This is a genomic window from Bacillus sp. UNC41MFS5, assembly GCF_000686805.1.
On record NZ_KK366020.1, the window covers coordinates 233,084 to 250,793 of the forward strand.

A 17,710-nucleotide genomic window follows, 5' to 3' on the forward strand; every position below is an offset into this window, starting at 1 on the left:
TTTTTGAAAAAATATAATTGATAAAAAATAGGTTTTGATTCAAAAATACAGGTTATATATCCTATAGAAAACTTACTTACGTAAATAAGTTGAAACAGAATATCAGGAAAAGGAGTTTGATAGGATGGAGATGGATCGAATGATGACTGGATGGTACTCATATTTTCAGCAGCTTCCAACCTTGCTGTTTGCTCTATTGGTATTATTGGTTGGCTGGCTAATCGCTAAGTTTATTGGAAAAGGTGTAGAAGCACTTTTAAAGAAAACGAGCTTTGATGACCGGCTGTTTTCCAATCTAGGAAAAAGGAAATACTCATCTGAAGTGATTATTGGAAAAATAGTTTATTATATTTTACTAGTGTTTGTGTGGATTATCTTTTTCAATATGCTTAACTTAAGCTTCATTGCCACACCGCTTGTTGGAATGTTATCAACGATTACAGCGGCCGTTCCTAACGTTTTAAAAGCTGCACTTATTTTGTTGCTAGCATGGGGAGTTGCCTCGCTGCTGCGCATCGTATTTAAAAAGGGTACAGCCATGATTCATGGAGAACGTCTTTTAGTAAAATGGAAGATGGCAAATAATGAAGCGGAGGCAGTAAGAAAGGTTGACAGTATTGGTAAGGTTCTTTTCTACTTTGTTTTCTTGCTATTTTTACCAGGGGTATTGGATGCATTGCAAATGGAAGGCGTATCAGAACCTTTCGCCAACACCCTGTCAACATTGCTAGCTTTTATCCCTAAGTTATTTGCTGCTGCACTGATTGTTTTTGTCGGCTGGCTGATTGCAAAAATAGTCCGCGATATTCTAACAAACTTTTTAAGCAGCGTCGGTACGGAGAGGCTTGGTCAACGTTTCGGTCTAAACCCTTCAGGAGATGGAACCAGTCTTTCAGGTATGATCGGAAATATTGCGTTTATCTTAATCTTAATTCCTACGATTATAACAGCACTAGAAAAGCTTGATCTAAAAGGAATTTCTGACCCGGCCATTACGATGCTTCATCGTGTGCTTTCGCTCATTCCAAACATCGCTGTCGCGGTCATCTTAATCTTAGCGGGCTTATGGCTTGGAAAATGGGTTGAAAAAATGGTTTCGCAAATGCTGTGGCGTTTACGATTTAACAATATCTTTCACCATATGGGGATTGGTTCGTTAAATCCAGAGCAATCCAAATATAATCTTTCGCAAATCGTTGGGTTGATTGCAAAAATTGTGATTGTCTTATTATTTACAGTGGAAGCATTACAAATTGTTCACTTAGAGTTCTTAGTCACTCTAGCAACGGGCGTGCTTGCCTATTTACCGATGTTACTGGCTGCACTAGTGATCTTAGGAATTGGCTTATATTTAGGTCATTTAGTTGAGCGTATTTTACAAAACGTTTTAAGGAATAGTTATTCCCGGACACTCGCCGCTGTAGGGAAATATGCAATCTTCGCGATTACAGTTTTTATGGCATTAGACCAGCTTGGAGTTGCACATTCGATCGTAAATGCTGCCTTTATTCTCGTCTTAGGCGGAGTAGCGCTAGCATTTGGACTGGCATTCGGCCTAGGAGGAAGGGAATTCGCTACCCAATATCTAGATAAGCTAGATAATAAGATAGAAAAGAAAATAATCGAATAACAGAAGGATAACAATCCGAAACTCACATGACTTCGGATTGTTATTTTTTTAAAAGGAGAGGGAGTGAAGCTTCTCTTGACTATAATAAATTTACTGTTAATTGCAGCATTAATCGCACTAACCGGATTTTTTGTCGCGGTCGAATTTGCGATGGTAAAAGTACGTCCATCGAGGATAGATCAGTTAATTGCGGAAGGGAAGAAGGGGGCTGTTTCAGCAAAAAGGGTCGTCACCCATCTGGATGAATATCTATCGGCCTGTCAACTAGGGATAACCGTGACCGCGCTAGGATTGGGGTGGTTGGGGGAACCGACCGTAGAAAAACTATTGCACCCATTCTTAACCGCACTAGACCTCAATCAATCCGTGACACATATTTTATCGGTTAGTTTGGCCTTTGCGTTAGTCACCTTTTTCCATGTAGTAGCAGGGGAATTAGCACCGAAAACGGTAGCGATTCAAAAAGCAGAGGCGATCACGCTTTTCTTCGCTGTACCTATTATTTGGTTTAACAAAATCATGTTTCCCTTTATTTGGCTCTTAAATGGTTCTGCGCGGATGCTAACTGGTCTTTTCGGCTTAAAGCATTCATCTAAACACGATGGAGCTCATTCTGAAGAAGAGCTGCGAATTCTCTTGTCAGAAAGCTATAAAAGTGGTGAGATTAATCAGAATGAATTGCGTTATGTAAACAATATTTTTGAATTTGATGAGAGAGTGGCAAAGGAAATCATGGTGCCACGGCCCGAGATAAGCAGCATACCAATGGATGCGACGGTGAATGAGGTCTTAAAAAGGGTGAATGATGAAAATTATACCCGCTATCCAGTCATGGACGGGGATAAAGATAACATGGTCGGCATTATTAACGTGAAGGCACTTTTAACGGCTGTCATAATGAATAAGCACAATAGGGAGGATTTGCAGGTAAGTTCCTTTATCAAACCCGTGATTCATGTGATGGAAACCACGCCCATTCATGATTTATTAGTGAAAATGCAAATCGAACGGACACATATGGCCATTCTCATTGATGAATACGGCGGGACTTCGGGTTTGGTTACGGTGGAAGATATTATTGAGGAAATCGTTGGCGAAGTGAGAGATGAATTCGATGCCGATGAAGTGGCCGAGATTCAAATGATCAAGGAGAACCATTATGTTGTCGATGGAAAGTTATTACTTGAGGACGTGAACGATTTACTAGGGATAAACATAGCCGACCCAGGTATTGATACCATCGGCGGCTGGTATCTGACGCAAAACTCTGATGCGCCAATAGGCAGTAAAGTGGAATCGGAAGGGTACGTGTTCCAGGCCATTGCTAGTAAGGGTTATCATATTTTGAATGTGGAAGTGAGAAAGATTTAAACGAGAAAAGGCGTCGAAAATCGAGGCTTTTTTGGGCGATTCTTGGCTATCCGCCAGTAAAAAGTGCTTATGCATCAGTAACCGGGTGCCATGCGCCAGTAACTGGGTGCCATGCGCCACTAAATGGCGGCTACCCGCCAGTAACCGCAGTCCGATGCTGATTCTTCAATTTTTTCTCCATAATCTTAATATCATGTTGAAAGAGCGTAGTTATGATCTCTTTATCTCCATATAAAAGCAGCTGATCCCCTTCCTGTATTTTTTCGGTGTAGATATTTCCCCTTATCTTCAATTGACCCCTTTTGATAAAAAGCACAACAAACTCTAGCCGCTCATGATCATTAAACAGTTGGTTCATTGTTTTATAGACAAGCGAAGAGTGGGTATAGATATGCAGATTGAGCAGATAATCTTTCTTTTCCGTTAAAAACACGTCTCGAATGGGCAAATCGCCGAGTTCAACATGCTGCTTCATCTCTCTATGAAATAATTTCGATAATAGGGTCTGAATGCTGGCAAGTTTTAATACCCCAAAGATAAGCAGGACGCCTCCTGCAATGTAAAAAATATGAATCATCCTTAGGTCGTCCGAAAGGAAATTACTGATCGTTGAAATAATGACCGCAAGGGAGAAGGCCCCAAATAGGATAAGGAATGTAGCGAGTTTCCGGCGAATCGGATGACCTAAAATAAGCTCAGACTCCTCCGTCGTAAAGCCTGTTCCGGTCATCAACGAAATGACCTGAAATCTTGACACCTTTAAATTGAGTCCTGTTAAACGAAATAAAACGACATAAATTTCGATAACCGCTGTAATGATGATGAAATAAACGAGTAAAAAAATTAAATTCATCTTACCAGCCACCTCAAAAAATTAGTTGGGGTAGTCACCTACCCCAACTGTTTTATCACTGCATCTTCTCATTAAAAAACTGAACAGAGTACATCGCCCCTTCACTAACCATATTATTATCTTCTAGATCACGAGGATGCGGGTTTCCCCCTTTTTCAATCGGGAGTTCTTCACTTTTATGGAAAGGAGTAGGTTTAATCTTACGTTTCCAGTCTCTCAGTACACTTTCCGCTTTTAGTCGGTTCGGTTTAGATGAGAGCCACATCGCCGCCGAAGCTCCCATACCAGCAGCGACAATAATCGATGTAACAGGTACCATTCGTTTCATATTAAAACCTCCTATTAGATTCTCTTAAAATAGGACTTTTTTAAAAAAAGTTCTATTTCTAGTAGTAATACCCGCTTCCGCTTCACTCAAACCTTATTCTTGAAGTTTCATTGATTCAAGATTAGGGGATATAGAAATAAAAAACATGGCGAAAGGAGATACGATGGAGAAAACTAACAATTGGAAGTGGTACCAGGTTAAGAAAGATGAGGATGAGCGTATCCAACCAATTTTCGAACAAAATCGGACCGGATGCAACGAATGGCTGAATCAAGTGCGAAAAAATAAAACCAATTCCTTAAGGATAAAGCTTCTTGATTCAGGGGAAAAAGTGGTGACGGGTTCGCTTATTTATAAGCAAAATTTTGAAGAGGAAGGGGACTACAAAATTTTTCATTATTATGTAACGGAGGATCAACTGATTACCGTCGATCTTAATTTTTCCAACTTAAAACATATCCAACCCGAACCGCTTCTTAAGCAAATAAAGAAAGCCGAAAACGCAGTTGATGGATTTTTTATGCTCCTTGGAGAACTGATGAATGAAATGTTATATGAAATCGATCAATTTGAAGAGGCGCTGAAAACACTGATCTGGAGTATCCGAAAGAGGAATGGAACGAGTATTCTTGAAGAAATTTATATGCGCAGGCATGAGCTTTTGGTCTGGAAGAGTCTATTGATTCCGATTAACGAGTTAATCATGGGGATTGAGGAAGTGAAACTGAATGAAGTCGGCAGGGAGGAGATTTTTATGCTTCTTGTTAAACGGATTGAACGAATGACCGTACTGCTCAACGAGTATGAGCATGAGTTGGATTCGATTATTAATTTAGAAGAGGTCATTTCCTCCCACCGCGGCAACGAAATTATGAAAACCTTAACGGTAATCACGATTCTTTTTACCCCGATTATGGCATTTGGGGCCTTATGGGGAATGAATTTCAAGCAGATGCCTGAACTCGAATGGCGGTACGGCTATCTTCTTTCGGCTATTTTTATCGTGATCTCGACACTCCTGCTCTATGGCTATTTAAAATTTAAGGGCTGGACAGGCGATCTCTTAAAAGGAAAAAAGAAAGATTCCTATTTTAACTAATGATTCGGCTTGCCCAAGGGCGGCCGGTTCTTTTCATAAGAATAACGACCCTGTGGAAGGGCCGTTATGTTGGTTAGGCTGCTATTGCTGTGGATCGGGTGTTTGCTTTTCTTCCTTCTTCAGCTCGGGACCGGTTTTCTCCTCTTCCATTTCCTTGCCCAGCTTCTTTATTTCCTCTAGATTCTGTGCCATCGAACTATTGTTTTCTCTCTTTACCTTCTCATGTAACTCTCTTTTTTTAGTATCCATTTGAACACCTCTCCTTTGTAATCTTGTCATACCCCGTTTTTTTTTAATGAAACCTAACAGGTAGATAGGTAGGCTCGATAAATTTTTGAATATTTTGGTATAATTATGGGACTAGAAGTGGTGTCAGGCACCATGTGAATAATTCACATGGTGCCTGACACCACACCACAACACAACACAATTGAATTTTTTTTAAAAGAAAGGTTTAGACTTTGAAAATAGGGGTACATACACTATAAATCTTTCAGGGGTGATGATGAGAATGAATATAACCATAGATAAAAAACAACGAGATGAGGAAATCATGGTGCTTGTGGCGGGGGAAATTGATGCGTACACGGCACCAAAGCTTAGAGAGGAATTATTGTCGCTGGCAGAAGCGGGAAATAAGTCAATTACCGTCAATCTACAGGATGTGTCCTATTTAGATAGTACCGGTCTTGGTGTGTTTGTAGGATTGTTCAAACAGCTAAAGGAAAAGGGCGGCGAATTAAAGCTGATTCAATTATCGGATCGAATAAAACGGCTGTTTGAAATTACCGGTTTAAGTAATGTCATGAACATTTCTTCAACGACTGAGGAGGGGAGACGATGAGCCAAGTGATGGATTATATCGAAATGAAGATTCCAGCCAAGCCGGAGTATGTGGGCGTGATTCGATTGACATTATCGGGAATTGCCAGCCGGATGGGTTTTACATATGAGGAAATTGAGGATATTAAAATCGCGGTAAGTGAAGCTTGTACAAACGCTGTCCATCACGCCTATCCCAACGACGAAGTCGGAGAGGTAATTGTCGGGTTTGGAATTTATGAGGACAAGTTAGAAACGATGGTATCTGATAGTGGAAAGAGCTTTAATTTTACCCAGAAGAAAAATGAATTAGGCCCCTACACTGAAGATAGTACAGTGGAGCAACTGGCAGAGGGAGGGTTAGGGCTATATTTAATTGAAACGCTTATGGATGAAGTGAGTGTTGCGAATCATTCTGGGGTAACGGTCTTCATGGTGAAGTATCTAAGTGGGGAGCGTGAAAATCATGACACAACCATCTCAACCCAAGAAACGAACTAGGGAAGAGATTGATGCCCTAATCATAGAGTTTCAGCAGAACGAGAGCCCACTTGCACAAACCATCTTAGTCGAACATTACACCGCCCTGGTCGCAAGTCTTGCGCGAAAATACTCAAAAGGGAAACCGTTTCATGAGGACATTGTACAAGTAGGGATGATTGGGTTATTGGCTGCCATAAGAAGATTTGACACAGGCATTGGAAATCCATTCGAGTCGTATTTAATTCCAACTGTTATTGGGGAAATTAAACGGTTCCTCAGGGATAAAACATGGAGCGTCCATGTACCGAGACGGATTAAAGATTTATGGCCAAAGATTAAAACGGTGGTGGACGAGCTGACCAATCAATATCAGCGCTCACCGAAAGTCAAGGAAATCGCGGATTATTTAGAGATCTCCGAAGAAGAAGTATTAGAAGCGATGGAAATGGGAAAAAGTTATCAAACAGCGTCTGTGGATCAAACGATTGAAACAGGTTCGGATGGGAGCACGTCGACGACCTTAGACATTGTCGGATCCGACGATGAGGGCTTCGAAAAAGTCGACCAAAAGCTCCTGCTCGAGAGTGCAATGCATGTTCTATCAGAACGAGAAAAGGAAATCATCCACTTCACGTTTGTCGAAAATAAAAGTCAAAGGGAAACCGGAGAGCTTTTGGGGATTTCGCAGATGCATGTGTCCCGTCTTCAAAAAAAGGCGATTGAGAAGTTACGAAAGGCACTCGCTTATGATGCTTATCAAGGGGTCAACGATGCTTGAATGGATAAAAGGTGCCTGACACTGGAATGTAGATAACTGGTGTCAGGCACCATTTAAACGGAAATACGCTTAGGAAAGGGGGGAACGCTATGGCCATGAAAATTGCGGTGGTTGACGATAATCGGACCAATCTAATGATTATCGAGAAAATTCTGCGTAAGGCTGGCTATAATAGGCTGGTTCTGCTGACATCTGCCAAGGAATTATATCAATGTTTGCAACTAGATTCGGTAAATGGCGAGGAAGTTCCGTTCGATTTAATCCTAATGGACCTGATGATGCCGGAAATTGACGGAATGGAAGCGTGTAGAACGGTTCTTGCGGATGAGAGGTATTCGGACCTGCCCATCATCTTCGTTACAGCCATGGGAGATTCCAATAAAATGGCCGAGGCGATGGATGCAGGGGCCCTCGATTATGTCCTCAAACCCATTAATAAAGTGGAGCTGCTGGCGCGGATGCGTTCCATCCTTCGATTAAAGCAAGAGAAGGACTTACGGAAGGAAAGAGATATACGGCTGCAATATGAGTTGGACCTAGCTAAGCAGGTGCAAGGAAGCATCCTTAGTGATCCGATTGAAGAAGAGGATGTTTCGATTTCGGCTATCTATAAGCCTTCCTTTGAGCTGGCTGGAGACTTGTATGCCTGGTATCCAATCAGCGAACATCGGTATGGCGTGATTTTGCTTGATATGATGGGGCATGGAATTTCATCCTCACTCGTATGTATGTACATATATTCGGCATTGAAGGATACGATTACAGGGATGTGTGATCCGGAGCGGGTCATGAGAGAACTGAATCGGCGCATGTATCAGCTGAAGATGCCCGATCATTTGATTAACTATTATTTCACCGCAATTTACCTGGTGCTCGATACAGAAAAGCAAACCATCGAGTATGTCAATGCTGGTCATCCAGCGGGAATCGCCATCGTCGATGATGAAGTGAAGCTTCTGACGGAAGGGTGCTGTGCTCTTGGATTTTTTGAAGATATCGATGTAACCAAAGGCGTTATTCCTTACAAGCAGGGAGCGCGGACGCTGCTTTTTACCGATGGGCTGTCAGAATGGCTGGAGGAGGATTATGAGGATGCGATAGCTAAGCTCATCAGCACCATACAAGCGAAAGACATAGACAATCCTGATTCGTTCCTTCATCAGCTGCAGCCAAGTCTGGAGCCGCACAATGCCCCAAAGGACGACCTTTGCTTGGTCATGATTTCGACGAATGCTTAAAAAATACAAGGGTGTCAGCGGGAAAGCTGACACCCTGTTTACTAATTGGTAGGGGTTGCTGGAAAAACTGGTGGTTGCGGAGGGGGGATTAATTGTGCCTGCCCGCCTGCTTTTTGGAGGAGCCGGGAACAAATAGGTGCTAATTGTGCCCGCTCACCTGCTTTTTTGGAGGAGCCGGGAACAATTCCCCGCCAACCAGTTCTAATTCTACTCGGCCAAATAGGCCTCAAGCATCCATCTGTGTTTTTCCAAGGATGTGCGAACGGCTATGAACAGATCCGCTGTCGGTTGATCCTCGTTGTCCTCGGCTAGGCTGATTCCCTCTGTCAGTTCGGTGCAGACAGTATTAAAATCATCAGCGAGGCTCTTGATCATTCCCTCAGCATTTTCGTCGCCCTCGCCTTCCTTGATGGAAGAGATTTGTAATTGTTCCTTTAAGGTCGCCGTTGGCAAAGCTCCTAGCGACAGCATTCGTTCAGCGATGGTATCAAGATGCAGCGCCGCTTCCTTATACAATTCTTCAAATTTTGGGTGCAGTGTAAAGAAATTTTCTCCTTTAACATACCAGTGGTAGTGGTGCAGCTTCATATAAAGCACGGAAAAATTTGCGACCTGTGTGTTAAGAGTCTCTGTTACTAAGTTGTTCTTTTCTTTTACTTTTGCCATGTTCATTACCTCCGTTTGTTGGAATAGTGTTGATATCTATTCCTTACCCTGGACGTCATCAGTTGAAACCTTGAAAAAAATTTTTTCCTAGGAGGTTTCAAGAATAATAGATTCGGGTAATAAGAAATGTTTAGGTGGTAATTCCCAATTTTAAATTGGGTGATACGGATATAGAGGTATGGTAGAATAAGGATATTTTAATAGACCCTTTTACAAGGAGGCGGTTACAATAAAAGGCTTCAACTACAACATTCGTGCGAAAATCATTACCGGGTACTTTACCATCTTAATTTGTTTGGTGATATCCTTGCTCATCGTGATTGATAGAATGGCAGATTTACAGAAAGAGGTGGACTTCATATCCGGACACGATATAGAGGTACACGATTTGACGAACCAGATTCAAAAAAATGTTCTCGACATGGAAACCGGGATGAGAGGGTATGCGATCACTGGAAATGAGGAGTATCTGGAGCCGTATAATCTTGGGAGTCGGAACTGGCTGAATAACTACAATAAACTTCATTCCTTGTTAGAGGATAACAGCAGGCAGCAGCGTAGTTTAGAGGAAATTAAACCGCTGATTATGAGCTGGATGACTAATTCTGGGGAATATGTCATCAATGCTAAAAAAGCCAATAATCAAACGGCCTTGGACCAGCATTTTAAGAAAAATACAGGAAAAAGAATGACCGACCAGCTCCGCACGCAGTTTGATTCGTTTCTGGCCAGTGAAAAGAAAGTGATGGCAGGACGAATCAGTCAACTCAAACAAAACAATCAAAATTTAAAAGTGACGTTGTATACGCTGATTGGTTTGGTAACACTCATCACCATCGCGGCGGCAATATTACAGTCTAATTCAATTGTTCGAACCATCAATCAGGTGGTAAAAACGATTAAAGGGATCACCGATTCCGATTCAGATATCGACCTGACGACACGGTTGAAAGTGAATACTCATGACGAAACCCAGGAGCTTGCAGAGGCCATGAACAATCTGCTCAGCAATCTGGAGAAACATAATTGGATTCAGAAAAGTATGGCGGACATTTCAACATTGTATCAAGGGATTACGGATATTAGGGACTTGACGCAGTCGTTTATTTCAAGACTGGCTCCATTACTTCAAGCTTCTTTTGGTGTGGTATATCTTCGCAAAAATGAAGGGGGCGAAGTCTATTATGTCAAAGCGGCAGGCTATGCGGTTGCAGATGAGGAAGCAGCAGCGGCGAGTTTCCGATTGGGAGAAGGACTGATTGGCCAAGCTGCCGTCGATAAACGAATCTTTCTGATTGACCAGCTGCCGGAGGAACATATCAAAGTAACCTCTGGCTTAGGGGCTTCCTCACCAAGAAATCTATTAATTGCTCCAATTTTAGTAGATGGTAAGGTAGAGGCCGTGATTGAGCTTGCTGCGCTTCAGCCGTTTCTCTCACAGCACCTTACCTTAGTTGATATGCTACAAGACAAATTCGGTTCGGCGATTACCAATGTAACGGGAAGAATGGAAGTGGAAAGGTTGCTAGGGGAATCCCAAGTTTTAACAGAAGAACTCCAGGCGCAATCCGAAGAACTCCAAGCACAATCGGAAGAATTGCAAATGCAGCAAGATCAACTGCAAATGGCCAATGGATATTTGGAGCAGGAGAAGCAATATGCCATCCAACGAGCCCTGGAACTCAAAAAAGCGAAGGATGAATTGGAAGACTATTCACGAAAACTCCAGATGAGTTCACAATACAAGACGGATTTTCTTGCCAATATGTCGCATGAGCTGCGCACGCCATTGAATAGTATTCTTATTCTGTCGCAAATGCTGATGGAGAATAATAATGAGTTAAGCATGTCAGAAGTAGAAGAATACGCGGGTGTTGTTCATACGGCCGGCGGAGATTTGCTGAGGCTGATTGATGATATTCTCGATTTATCGAAAATTGAAGCAGGAAAAATTGAAATTTTGACGGACGAAGTGAACGTAACAGAAATTCCACAGACGCTCAGGAATCTGTTCGACCCCGTTGCGCGAAAAAAGAATTTGACCTTTGACGTGGTCACACATCCAGATGTTCCCCCTGTCATTTCAACGGATGGACAAAGATTGCAGCAAATTTTGAAAAATTTATTATCCAATGCCTTCAAATTTACGGAGCAGGGCGGCGTCACGGTACGAATTGAATTTGCTCCGCTTGAAAAAGTCGAGGAATTGCCTGACCTGCAAGAGGAAGCCGTCGTGCTGGCAATCGCTATCACCGATACTGGAATCGGCATTCCACTTGATAAGCAGCAAATTATTTTCAATGCCTTCCAACAGGTCGACGGTACCACGAACAGGCAATATGGCGGGACGGGACTTGGGTTATCGATTTGCCGGGAATTTACGCGTTTGCTTGGCGGGCTGCTTGAAGTCGAAAGTGAGCAAGATAAGGGAAGTACGTTCACCTTATATATACCGAGCCGGCTTGCGCCTGTCAGCCATGATTTGTTCGAAGTCTTGGCGCTGGAGGAAGTGGCGGCAAGTGCTAGTGAGATGACCGAGGAACAGGAATATATAGAAGAAACAGAATCGCCGTCCGTTGATCGAACGGAGGCTGAAACTTCAGATGAACGGTTGTTTAAAGGAAAGAAAGTGCTTCTTGTTGAGGATGATGGACGGAATGTATATGCGCTTGTGACGGCACTTGAGAAAAAAGGAGTGGTGGTTCAAGTGGCTGAGAACGGGAAGCGGGCCATCGGAATTTTACAAGAACAAGCCGACTTTGACCTGGTTTTCATGGATATCATGATGCCGGTGATGGGAGGCTATGAGGCAATGAAGGTGATACGTCACGACCTGCAGATGGAAAGTCTGCCCATTATTGCGCTGACCGCTAAAGCCATGAAAGGAGAACGTGATAAGTGTATGGAGGCAGGTGCGTCTGATTATATTATGAAGCCATTAAAAATCGACCAACTATTCTCATTGATGCGGGTGTGGCTGACAGAGCAGGTGAATCAAGATTGACGAACATGAAAAACCCGGTGAACCTGACAAACCCAGTAAACCCAGTAAACCCAGTAAACCCAGTAAACCCAGTAAACCCAGTAAACCCAGTAAACCCAGTAAACCCAGTAAACCCAGTAAACCCAGTAAACCCAGTAAACCCAGTAAACCCAGTGAACCTGACCAACCCGGTAAAACCGGTAACCCCGGTAACCCCGGCAGATTCCAATGTATTCACAGAAACAATAGTGCCTACTGAGTTGCAGAATATCGAAATCAATTTGCTGCTTGAGGGTCTTTATCAAATGTACGGATATGACTTCAGGGGATATGTCCGTGCATCCTTAACTAGAAGGGTATTGAATCGCATGAAGGCGGAGCGGCTTCCGTCGATCACGGCTTTATTGGAAAAAGTACTTCACGACCAAGCGTATTTGGAGCGATTATTGAATGATCTCTCGATTCGGATGACGGAAATGTACAGAGATCCTAGTTTCTTCGCCGCCTTTCGTAACCAGGTCGTACCGTTATTGCGCGAGCTTCCTGAGATTCGGATTTGGCATGCTGGCTGCGCAACGGGGGAAGAGGTCTATTCGATGGCCATTTTGATGCTGGAGGAAGGTCTGGCGAAAAAGACCACCATCTATGCAACCGATATAAATGAAAAAGCCCTTGCCGCTGCTCAAAAAGGAGCATTTCCTCTAAAGAAAATGCAGCAATATACGAAAAACTATTTAAAGTCAGGGGGAAAAAAGGCTTTTTCCGAGTACTATACAACTGACCATCAGTTTGCTTATTTTTCTCCTAAATTGGAAGAGAACCTTACCTTTGCTCAGCATAATCTGGTGGCCGACAGTTCGTTTAATGAGTTTCATGTGATTTTATGCCGAAATGTCATGATCTATTTTGATAACGACTTGCAGCAGAAAGTCCATGGCCTATTTTACGACAGTCTTGCTGAAGGTGGATTCATCGGCCTCGGCAGTAAAGAATCGATCCTGTTTATGCCAAAGGGTAAGCAATACGTGGAATTTAATCCACATGAACGAATATACAGAAAAGCGTAGGTGCCGACGCCCACATTGGGTGTCAGGCACCTTTTTTTATCATTATCAGTATGATTAATATCCGGATAAATCGGGTATTACCCCATAAGGGTATCTAGATAAATTTTGGGGGAGAACGATGTGATGAAAAAACGGAGGATGGAATTTGTTTTTATCATTTTAATGGTTGCGCTAGCCTATTTAGTGTTTTTTACCGACGTTCCGTTCCTGTCGAAAGTGATTTCCATCGCGATCTATGGGGGAATGATCTTCATCACGGTATTTTCGTTAATGCTGGAAAATCGGACCGCACAAAACACGCTTTTATGGATTTATATTTTAGTGTTCTTGCCCATCCTTGGCTATATCATTTATGTCTATTCAGGCCAATTATTATTAAAGGGCTATCTTTTTAAAAGTAAGCGCATCAAGGACCGTGAAGTGTTTGATAGAATGAGCCAAAAAACGGAGAAGGTCGATTTTTCCCAGTTAAATTATCATCAGCACCATTTTACTCACTATTTAGACCGGGCAACTTCCACACCTACGAATTCCAATACTCACACCAAAATTTTAAAAAATGGCGAGGAAACGTTCAGAGAAATCAAAAAAGCACTCCACGATGCTAAGGACTTTATCCATCTGGAATATTACATCTTCCGAGATGACCGGTTAGGGAATGAAATCATCGACATCTTAATCGATAGGGTGCAAGAAGGGGTAGAAGTACGTTTGATGTACGATGCGGTAGGAAGTATCACCCTTTCAAGCACTGCGATTAAAAGAATGAAGGATGCAGGAATCAGGGTCCAGCCTTTTTTACCAATAAAAAGCGGCCTGATTAATCAAAAGTTTAACTTTCGGAATCATCGTAAAATTATTGTCATTGACGGGAAGGTAGGATTTGTCGGTGGACTGAATATTGGGGTCGAATATCTTGGGGAAGATGAGAATTTTGGATTCTGGTGTGATACCCATGTCTTTCTTGAAGGGGAAGCGGTCCAAACCCTGCATGCCGTGTTTTTATTAGATTGGCGGTATGTGAGCGGGGAAATGCTGGTGACGGATGAACGCTATATGAAACCAAAACCTGCTCTCGGCGACGGTCTCGTGCATGTCGTCGCCACCGGCCCGGAAACCAAACGGATGAGTGACCATTATTATGCGATGATCTCCTGTGCAACAAAATCAATTTGGATAGCGTCGCCGTACTTCGTCCCCAATCCAGCCATTCGAACGGCACTACGGATTGCCGCACATAAAGGGATTCAAATTCGAATCATGGTGCCTGACACCAATGACGGTTTTCTCACCCAATATGCGACGCGTTCCTATTTACCGGAATTGTTGCGTGCCGGAGTCGAAATTTATTCGTACCAAAAGGGGTTCCTTCATAAGAAAGTGATGATTGTGGATGGGGATCTCGCCACGATTGGCACAGCAAATATGGATATGCGCAGCTTTCGTCTCAACTTTGAGGTGAATTTATTTTTAATAGGGACTGAATCCATCCAAGACCTTGTGGCTCATTATGAGGAAGACTTGGAGGATTGCTTGAGAATCCGCCCAGTGGAATTTTACAAAAGACGGTTTACTGAAAAGGTAAAGGAATCCTTTGCTCGTCTATTTTCGGGCGTTTTATAAAAATTGCCAAGAAAAAGGGGAAATAACGATGAAACGAAACCATACGATGATGCAATTTTTTGAGTGGCATATTGAAGCAGATGGTACCCATTGGAACCGACTGCAAGAGATCGCGCCGGAACTGAAACTGAAAGGAATCAATTCGGTGTGGATTCCACCCGTAACGAAAGGTCAATCGGCAGAAGATACGGGCTATGGAGTATACGATCTTTATGATTTGGGTGAATTCAATCAAAAAGGGACGGTCCGCACGAAATATGGAACGAAGCAAGAATTACTAGACGCGATTGCCGCATTGTCTACTCATGGAATTCATGTCTATGTAGATGTGGTCATGAATCATAAAGGTGGGGCAGATGAAACCGAGCGATTTCAAGTCATTGAAGTGAGCCAGGACGACCGAACAGATGAGATTTCTGAGCCGTTTGAAATAGAGGGGTATACGAAATTCACCTTCCCGAATCGAAAGGATAAGTACTCAGCGTTCAAATGGGGAGTTGAACATTTTAATGGTATCGACTACGACGCAAAAACAGAGAAAACCGGAATTTTTCGGATGGTCGGCGATGATAAAAAGTGGAATGACCATGTTGATGATGAATTTGGTAATTACGACTATTTAATGTTTGCAAATATTGACTACCATCATCCAGATGTACAAGAGGAAATGATTCAGTGGGGAAACTGGCTTGCTGATACATTACAATGCAGCGGTTACCGCTTAGACGCGATTAAACATATTGATTTTAATTTTATTAAAAAATTTGTAGATGAAGTCAGGAAGCAGCGAGGAAAAGACTTTTATTTTCTAGGTGAATTTTGGGTCCCAGAGCTTTCTGCATGCCAATCGTTTTTGGAGAATGTGGAGTACAAGCTCCAGTTATTCGACGTTCCCCTTCATTATAAATTCCACGAAGCAGCAATGGCCGGGTCCGATTTTGATCTGACAACCATTTTCGATGATACTTTGGTTCAAACAAATCCCGAACATGCGGTCACTTTTGTGGATAATCATGACACCCAGCCAAACGAAGCCCTTGAATCATGGGTGGAGGATTGGTTTAAGCAGCCTGCTTATGCGCTTATTCTGCTTCGCAAGGATGGTTATCCAAGTATATTTTATGGAGATTATTTTGGCATTGGAGGAGAAGATCCAATTGAAGGAAAGAGGGGAGCAATTGATCCGCTCCTGTTTGCTCGTGATAAAAAAGCCTATGGTGAACAGGAAGATTATTTCGATGATCCTCATTTGATTGGCTGGGTCCGTCGTGGCTTGGAGGAACTGGAGCGTTCAGGCTGTGCTGTCCTCATTTCTAATCAGGACGATGGTGAAAAAAGAATGTTCGTCGGTGAAGACCGGGCAGGAGAAATATGGGTGGACCTTACAGGAACACGCGACGAGCAGATTCAAATTGAAGAAGATGGATTTGCCACTTTCCTTGTTAACAGCGGCAGTGTGTCAGTGTGGGCACAACCTGAAGAATAGCTATTTTAAAATAGAGTCAAACCAGAAGCACCTTGTTTATCGAGGTGTTTTTTCTATGTGAAAAACATAAAAAGAGACTGCGTGATGGGCAGTCTCCTGAGTGAACATATTAATTAAGCTTCCCGCCTCATACTTTTCATAAGGAAGCCGACGATTAATGTGAGAAGAATCGCACCTATGATGGCTGGGATTAGATAAAATCCTCCGACTTCAGGACCCCAATCGCCTAATATCACTGATCCGAGAAAGGCACCAATAAATCCGGCAATGATATTTCCAATGACACCTCCTGGAATATCACGTCCAATGACGAGACCTCCTAACCACCCGATGATTCCTCCGATTATTAAAGACCAAATAAATCCCATGAAAATTCATCCCTTTCTATAAGTAATGTGGAACTTAGTCATGTAATACCCGGTCCTTCAATGGCCAAACATTTTTTGATAAAAAAATCATTTTTTCAACATAAAGGTTTCAATTTTTTTAAAAGGGTTATACACCTAATTAACACCACGTAGCATTTCAACTTACTAACGAAATCAAAAAATTTAGGAGGTAGTTTAAATGAGACAGGTCAAACTAGTGGAAAATGGTCTTCAAGCCAAACAAGAAATTGAACAATTATTAAATCAAGGGTTCACCAAAGATGAGGTTTACTTATTGGCCCACGGCAAAGAACGTTCAGAGGATTTGACGGAGTCGCTGGATACCAATGAGATAGGAGTAAACGAACAAGGATTCTTTGATTCCATCGCAAATGTTTTTCGTTCCCGCGGGGACGAGCTGCGGTCAAAAATGGAATCTTTAGGAATAACGGATACAGAGGCACAACACTTTGAGAAGGAATTGGATCGAGGAAGAGTCATGGTTGTGGCAGCAAAATAAAATTCAAGCGGGGAACAAGAGGGTTTCCTTTTGTTCCCTAACACAAAGAAAGGGGTAAAGGTGATGAAAATTTCAAAAGTGAACTTGGCTGATTTTTTTGGAGGAAACGTTCGAGCACGACGTAAAATGCGAAGGGAACATTGTCAAGATGCTAACTTTCAAAACCCAATCATTCACAAGCAAATAAACGGTGAGAAAGTATATGTTCCATTAAATCTTGGCAGGGTTTGGAATCAGGTAAATTGAATCTCCGCGTGGAATTAAATCACGGGGTCGTGTCAGCAGACCCAAATGTACGATAAATTCGCCTTCTAAGAATGTAGTGGAGGGCGAATTTTTTATTAAAAAGGAATTTTTTAAAAAATGGATAGAAAAGGAAACTATTAAGGCGAAGT

At 42.4% G+C, this 17,710-nt stretch carries 18 protein-coding genes; 13 read left to right on the plus strand and 5 right to left on the minus strand.

Annotated features, from left to right (window positions below; translation table 11 throughout):
- Positions 1-124: 124 nt before the first annotated feature.
- Positions 125-1,630 (plus strand): mechanosensitive ion channel, encoded by a 1,506-nt coding sequence (locus BR30_RS0129865; protein WP_026568247.1) that lies wholly within the window; start codon positions 125-127, stop codon positions 1,628-1,630.
- 75 nt (positions 1,631-1,705) lie between these two features.
- Complete coding sequence (locus tag BR30_RS0129870; RefSeq protein ID WP_026568248.1) at positions 1,706-3,001, plus strand: hemolysin family protein; 1,296 nt, start codon at positions 1,706-1,708, stop codon at positions 2,999-3,001.
- A 130-nt stretch (positions 3,002-3,131) separates the two neighbouring features.
- Here the strand turns inward: BR30_RS0129870 and BR30_RS0129875 are convergent, their stop codons facing one another.
- Together BR30_RS0129875 and BR30_RS0129880 are read right to left on the minus strand one after the other, a co-directional pair.
- The gene (locus BR30_RS0129875) at positions 3,132-3,854 is read right to left on the minus strand and encodes a hypothetical protein (RefSeq protein ID WP_026568249.1); all 723 of its coding nucleotides are present in this window, start codon (positions 3,852-3,854) and stop codon (positions 3,132-3,134) included.
- Between the two features lie 55 nt (positions 3,855-3,909).
- Positions 3,910-4,182, minus strand: a complete 273-nt coding sequence (locus BR30_RS0129880) for a hypothetical protein (RefSeq protein WP_026568250.1) — start codon at positions 4,180-4,182, stop codon at positions 3,910-3,912.
- A 163-nt stretch (positions 4,183-4,345) separates the two neighbouring features.
- Between BR30_RS0129880 and BR30_RS0129885 the strand changes: the two genes are divergently transcribed.
- Positions 4,346-5,281 (plus strand): magnesium transporter CorA family protein, encoded by a 936-nt coding sequence (locus BR30_RS0129885; protein ID WP_026568251.1) that lies wholly within the window; start codon positions 4,346-4,348, stop codon positions 5,279-5,281.
- Positions 5,282-5,362: 81 nt separating this feature from the next.
- Here BR30_RS0129885 and BR30_RS37555 read toward each other — a convergent pair whose 3' ends face one another.
- A complete protein-coding gene (locus tag BR30_RS37555; RefSeq protein ID WP_197032438.1) occupies positions 5,363-5,530 on the minus strand; it encodes a hypothetical protein in 168 nt (55 codons plus the stop codon).
- 262 nt (positions 5,531-5,792) lie between these two features.
- Between BR30_RS37555 and BR30_RS0129895 the strand changes: the two genes are divergently transcribed.
- The 4 genes from BR30_RS0129895 (at position 5,793) to BR30_RS0129910 (ending at position 8,602) form a co-directional block, all read left to right on the plus strand.
- The gene (locus BR30_RS0129895) at positions 5,793-6,125 is read left to right on the plus strand and encodes an anti-sigma factor antagonist (protein WP_026568252.1); all 333 of its coding nucleotides are present in this window, start codon (positions 5,793-5,795) and stop codon (positions 6,123-6,125) included.
- On the plus strand, positions 6,122-6,604 hold the full coding sequence (gene rsbW / locus BR30_RS0129900) for an anti-sigma B factor RsbW (protein ID WP_026568253.1): 483 nt from the start codon (positions 6,122-6,124) through the stop codon (positions 6,602-6,604). The genes BR30_RS0129895 and rsbW overlap by 4 nt, the downstream gene beginning before the upstream one ends.
- Positions 6,570-7,364 (plus strand): RNA polymerase sigma factor SigB, encoded by a 795-nt coding sequence (gene sigB, locus BR30_RS0129905; protein ID WP_026568254.1) that lies wholly within the window; start codon positions 6,570-6,572, stop codon positions 7,362-7,364. The genes rsbW and sigB overlap by 35 nt, the downstream gene beginning before the upstream one ends.
- Before the next feature lie 95 nt (positions 7,365-7,459).
- Positions 7,460-8,602 (plus strand): PP2C family protein-serine/threonine phosphatase, encoded by a 1,143-nt coding sequence (locus tag BR30_RS0129910; protein WP_026568255.1) that lies wholly within the window; start codon positions 7,460-7,462, stop codon positions 8,600-8,602.
- Between the two features lie 207 nt (positions 8,603-8,809).
- Here the strand turns inward: BR30_RS0129910 and BR30_RS0129915 are convergent, their stop codons facing one another.
- A complete protein-coding gene (locus BR30_RS0129915; RefSeq protein ID WP_026568256.1) occupies positions 8,810-9,268 on the minus strand; it encodes a Dps family protein in 459 nt (152 codons plus the stop codon).
- Positions 9,269-9,566: 298 nt separating this feature from the next.
- Here BR30_RS0129915 and BR30_RS0129920 point away from each other — a divergent pair, with 298 nt between their 5' ends.
- From BR30_RS0129920 to BR30_RS0129935, 4 genes are all read left to right on the plus strand, one after another.
- Positions 9,567-12,272 carry a CHASE3 domain-containing protein gene (locus BR30_RS0129920; RefSeq protein ID WP_231507870.1) on the plus strand — a complete coding sequence of 902 codons (2,706 nt, stop codon included), beginning with the start codon at positions 9,567-9,569 and terminating at the stop codon, positions 12,270-12,272.
- Positions 12,269-13,318: a CheR family methyltransferase gene (locus BR30_RS0129925; RefSeq protein ID WP_331280819.1), complete on the plus strand. Its 1,050-nt coding sequence runs from the start codon at positions 12,269-12,271 to the stop codon at positions 13,316-13,318. The genes BR30_RS0129920 and BR30_RS0129925 overlap by 4 nt, the downstream gene beginning before the upstream one ends.
- A gap of 123 nt (positions 13,319-13,441) precedes the next feature.
- Positions 13,442-14,941: a cardiolipin synthase gene (gene cls / locus BR30_RS0129930; RefSeq protein WP_026568259.1), complete on the plus strand. Its 1,500-nt coding sequence runs from the start codon at positions 13,442-13,444 to the stop codon at positions 14,939-14,941.
- Between the two features lie 28 nt (positions 14,942-14,969).
- On the plus strand, positions 14,970-16,427 hold the full coding sequence (locus BR30_RS0129935; protein ID WP_026568260.1) for an alpha-amylase: 1,458 nt from the start codon (positions 14,970-14,972) through the stop codon (positions 16,425-16,427).
- A 113-nt stretch (positions 16,428-16,540) separates the two neighbouring features.
- On the opposite strand, the gene BR30_RS0129940 is transcribed toward BR30_RS0129935, so the two are convergent.
- Positions 16,541-16,795, minus strand: coding sequence for a GlsB/YeaQ/YmgE family stress response membrane protein (locus BR30_RS0129940; protein WP_026568261.1), 255 nt, complete (start codon positions 16,793-16,795; stop codon positions 16,541-16,543).
- 199 nt (positions 16,796-16,994) lie between these two features.
- On the opposite strand from BR30_RS0129940, the gene BR30_RS0129945 reads away from it, so the two are divergent.
- Positions 16,995-17,315 (plus strand): YflT domain-containing protein, encoded by a 321-nt coding sequence (locus BR30_RS0129945; protein WP_026568262.1) that lies wholly within the window; start codon positions 16,995-16,997, stop codon positions 17,313-17,315.
- A 63-nt stretch (positions 17,316-17,378) separates the two neighbouring features.
- Complete coding sequence (locus BR30_RS34875; protein WP_035446374.1) at positions 17,379-17,561, plus strand: hypothetical protein; 183 nt, start codon at positions 17,379-17,381, stop codon at positions 17,559-17,561.
- Positions 17,562-17,710: the final 149 nt, after the last annotated feature.

Excerpts from the sequence above, each read along its gene's own strand:
- BR30_RS0129865 (WP_026568247.1), top strand. The coding sequence starts at position 125 with ATGGAGATGGATCGAATGATGACTGGATGGTACTCATATTTTCAGCAG.
- BR30_RS0129875 (WP_026568249.1), bottom strand. The coding sequence starts at position 3,854 with ATGAATTTAATTTTTTTACTCGTTTATTTCATCATCATTACAGCGGTT.
- BR30_RS0129880 (WP_026568250.1), bottom strand. The coding sequence starts at position 4,182 with ATGAAACGAATGGTACCTGTTACATCGATTATTGTCGCTGCTGGTATG.
- BR30_RS0129885 (WP_026568251.1), top strand. The coding sequence starts at position 4,346 with ATGGAGAAAACTAACAATTGGAAGTGGTACCAGGTTAAGAAAGATGAG.
- BR30_RS37555 (WP_197032438.1), bottom strand. The coding sequence starts at position 5,530 with ATGGATACTAAAAAAAGAGAGTTACATGAGAAGGTAAAGAGAGAAAAC.
- BR30_RS0129895 (WP_026568252.1), top strand. The coding sequence starts at position 5,793 with ATGAATATAACCATAGATAAAAAACAACGAGATGAGGAAATCATGGTG.
- rsbW (WP_026568253.1), top strand. The coding sequence starts at position 6,122 with ATGAGCCAAGTGATGGATTATATCGAAATGAAGATTCCAGCCAAGCCG.
- sigB (WP_026568254.1), top strand. The coding sequence starts at position 6,570 with ATGACACAACCATCTCAACCCAAGAAACGAACTAGGGAAGAGATTGAT.
- BR30_RS0129910 (WP_026568255.1), top strand. The coding sequence starts at position 7,460 with ATGAAAATTGCGGTGGTTGACGATAATCGGACCAATCTAATGATTATC.
- BR30_RS0129915 (WP_026568256.1), bottom strand. The coding sequence starts at position 9,268 with ATGGCAAAAGTAAAAGAAAAGAACAACTTAGTAACAGAGACTCTTAAC.
- cls (WP_026568259.1), top strand. The coding sequence starts at position 13,442 with ATGAAAAAACGGAGGATGGAATTTGTTTTTATCATTTTAATGGTTGCG.
- BR30_RS0129935 (WP_026568260.1), top strand. The coding sequence starts at position 14,970 with ATGAAACGAAACCATACGATGATGCAATTTTTTGAGTGGCATATTGAA.
- BR30_RS0129940 (WP_026568261.1), bottom strand. The coding sequence starts at position 16,795 with ATGGGATTTATTTGGTCTTTAATAATCGGAGGAATCATCGGGTGGTTA.
- BR30_RS0129945 (WP_026568262.1), top strand. The coding sequence starts at position 16,995 with ATGAGACAGGTCAAACTAGTGGAAAATGGTCTTCAAGCCAAACAAGAA.
- BR30_RS34875 (WP_035446374.1), top strand. The coding sequence starts at position 17,379 with ATGAAAATTTCAAAAGTGAACTTGGCTGATTTTTTTGGAGGAAACGTT.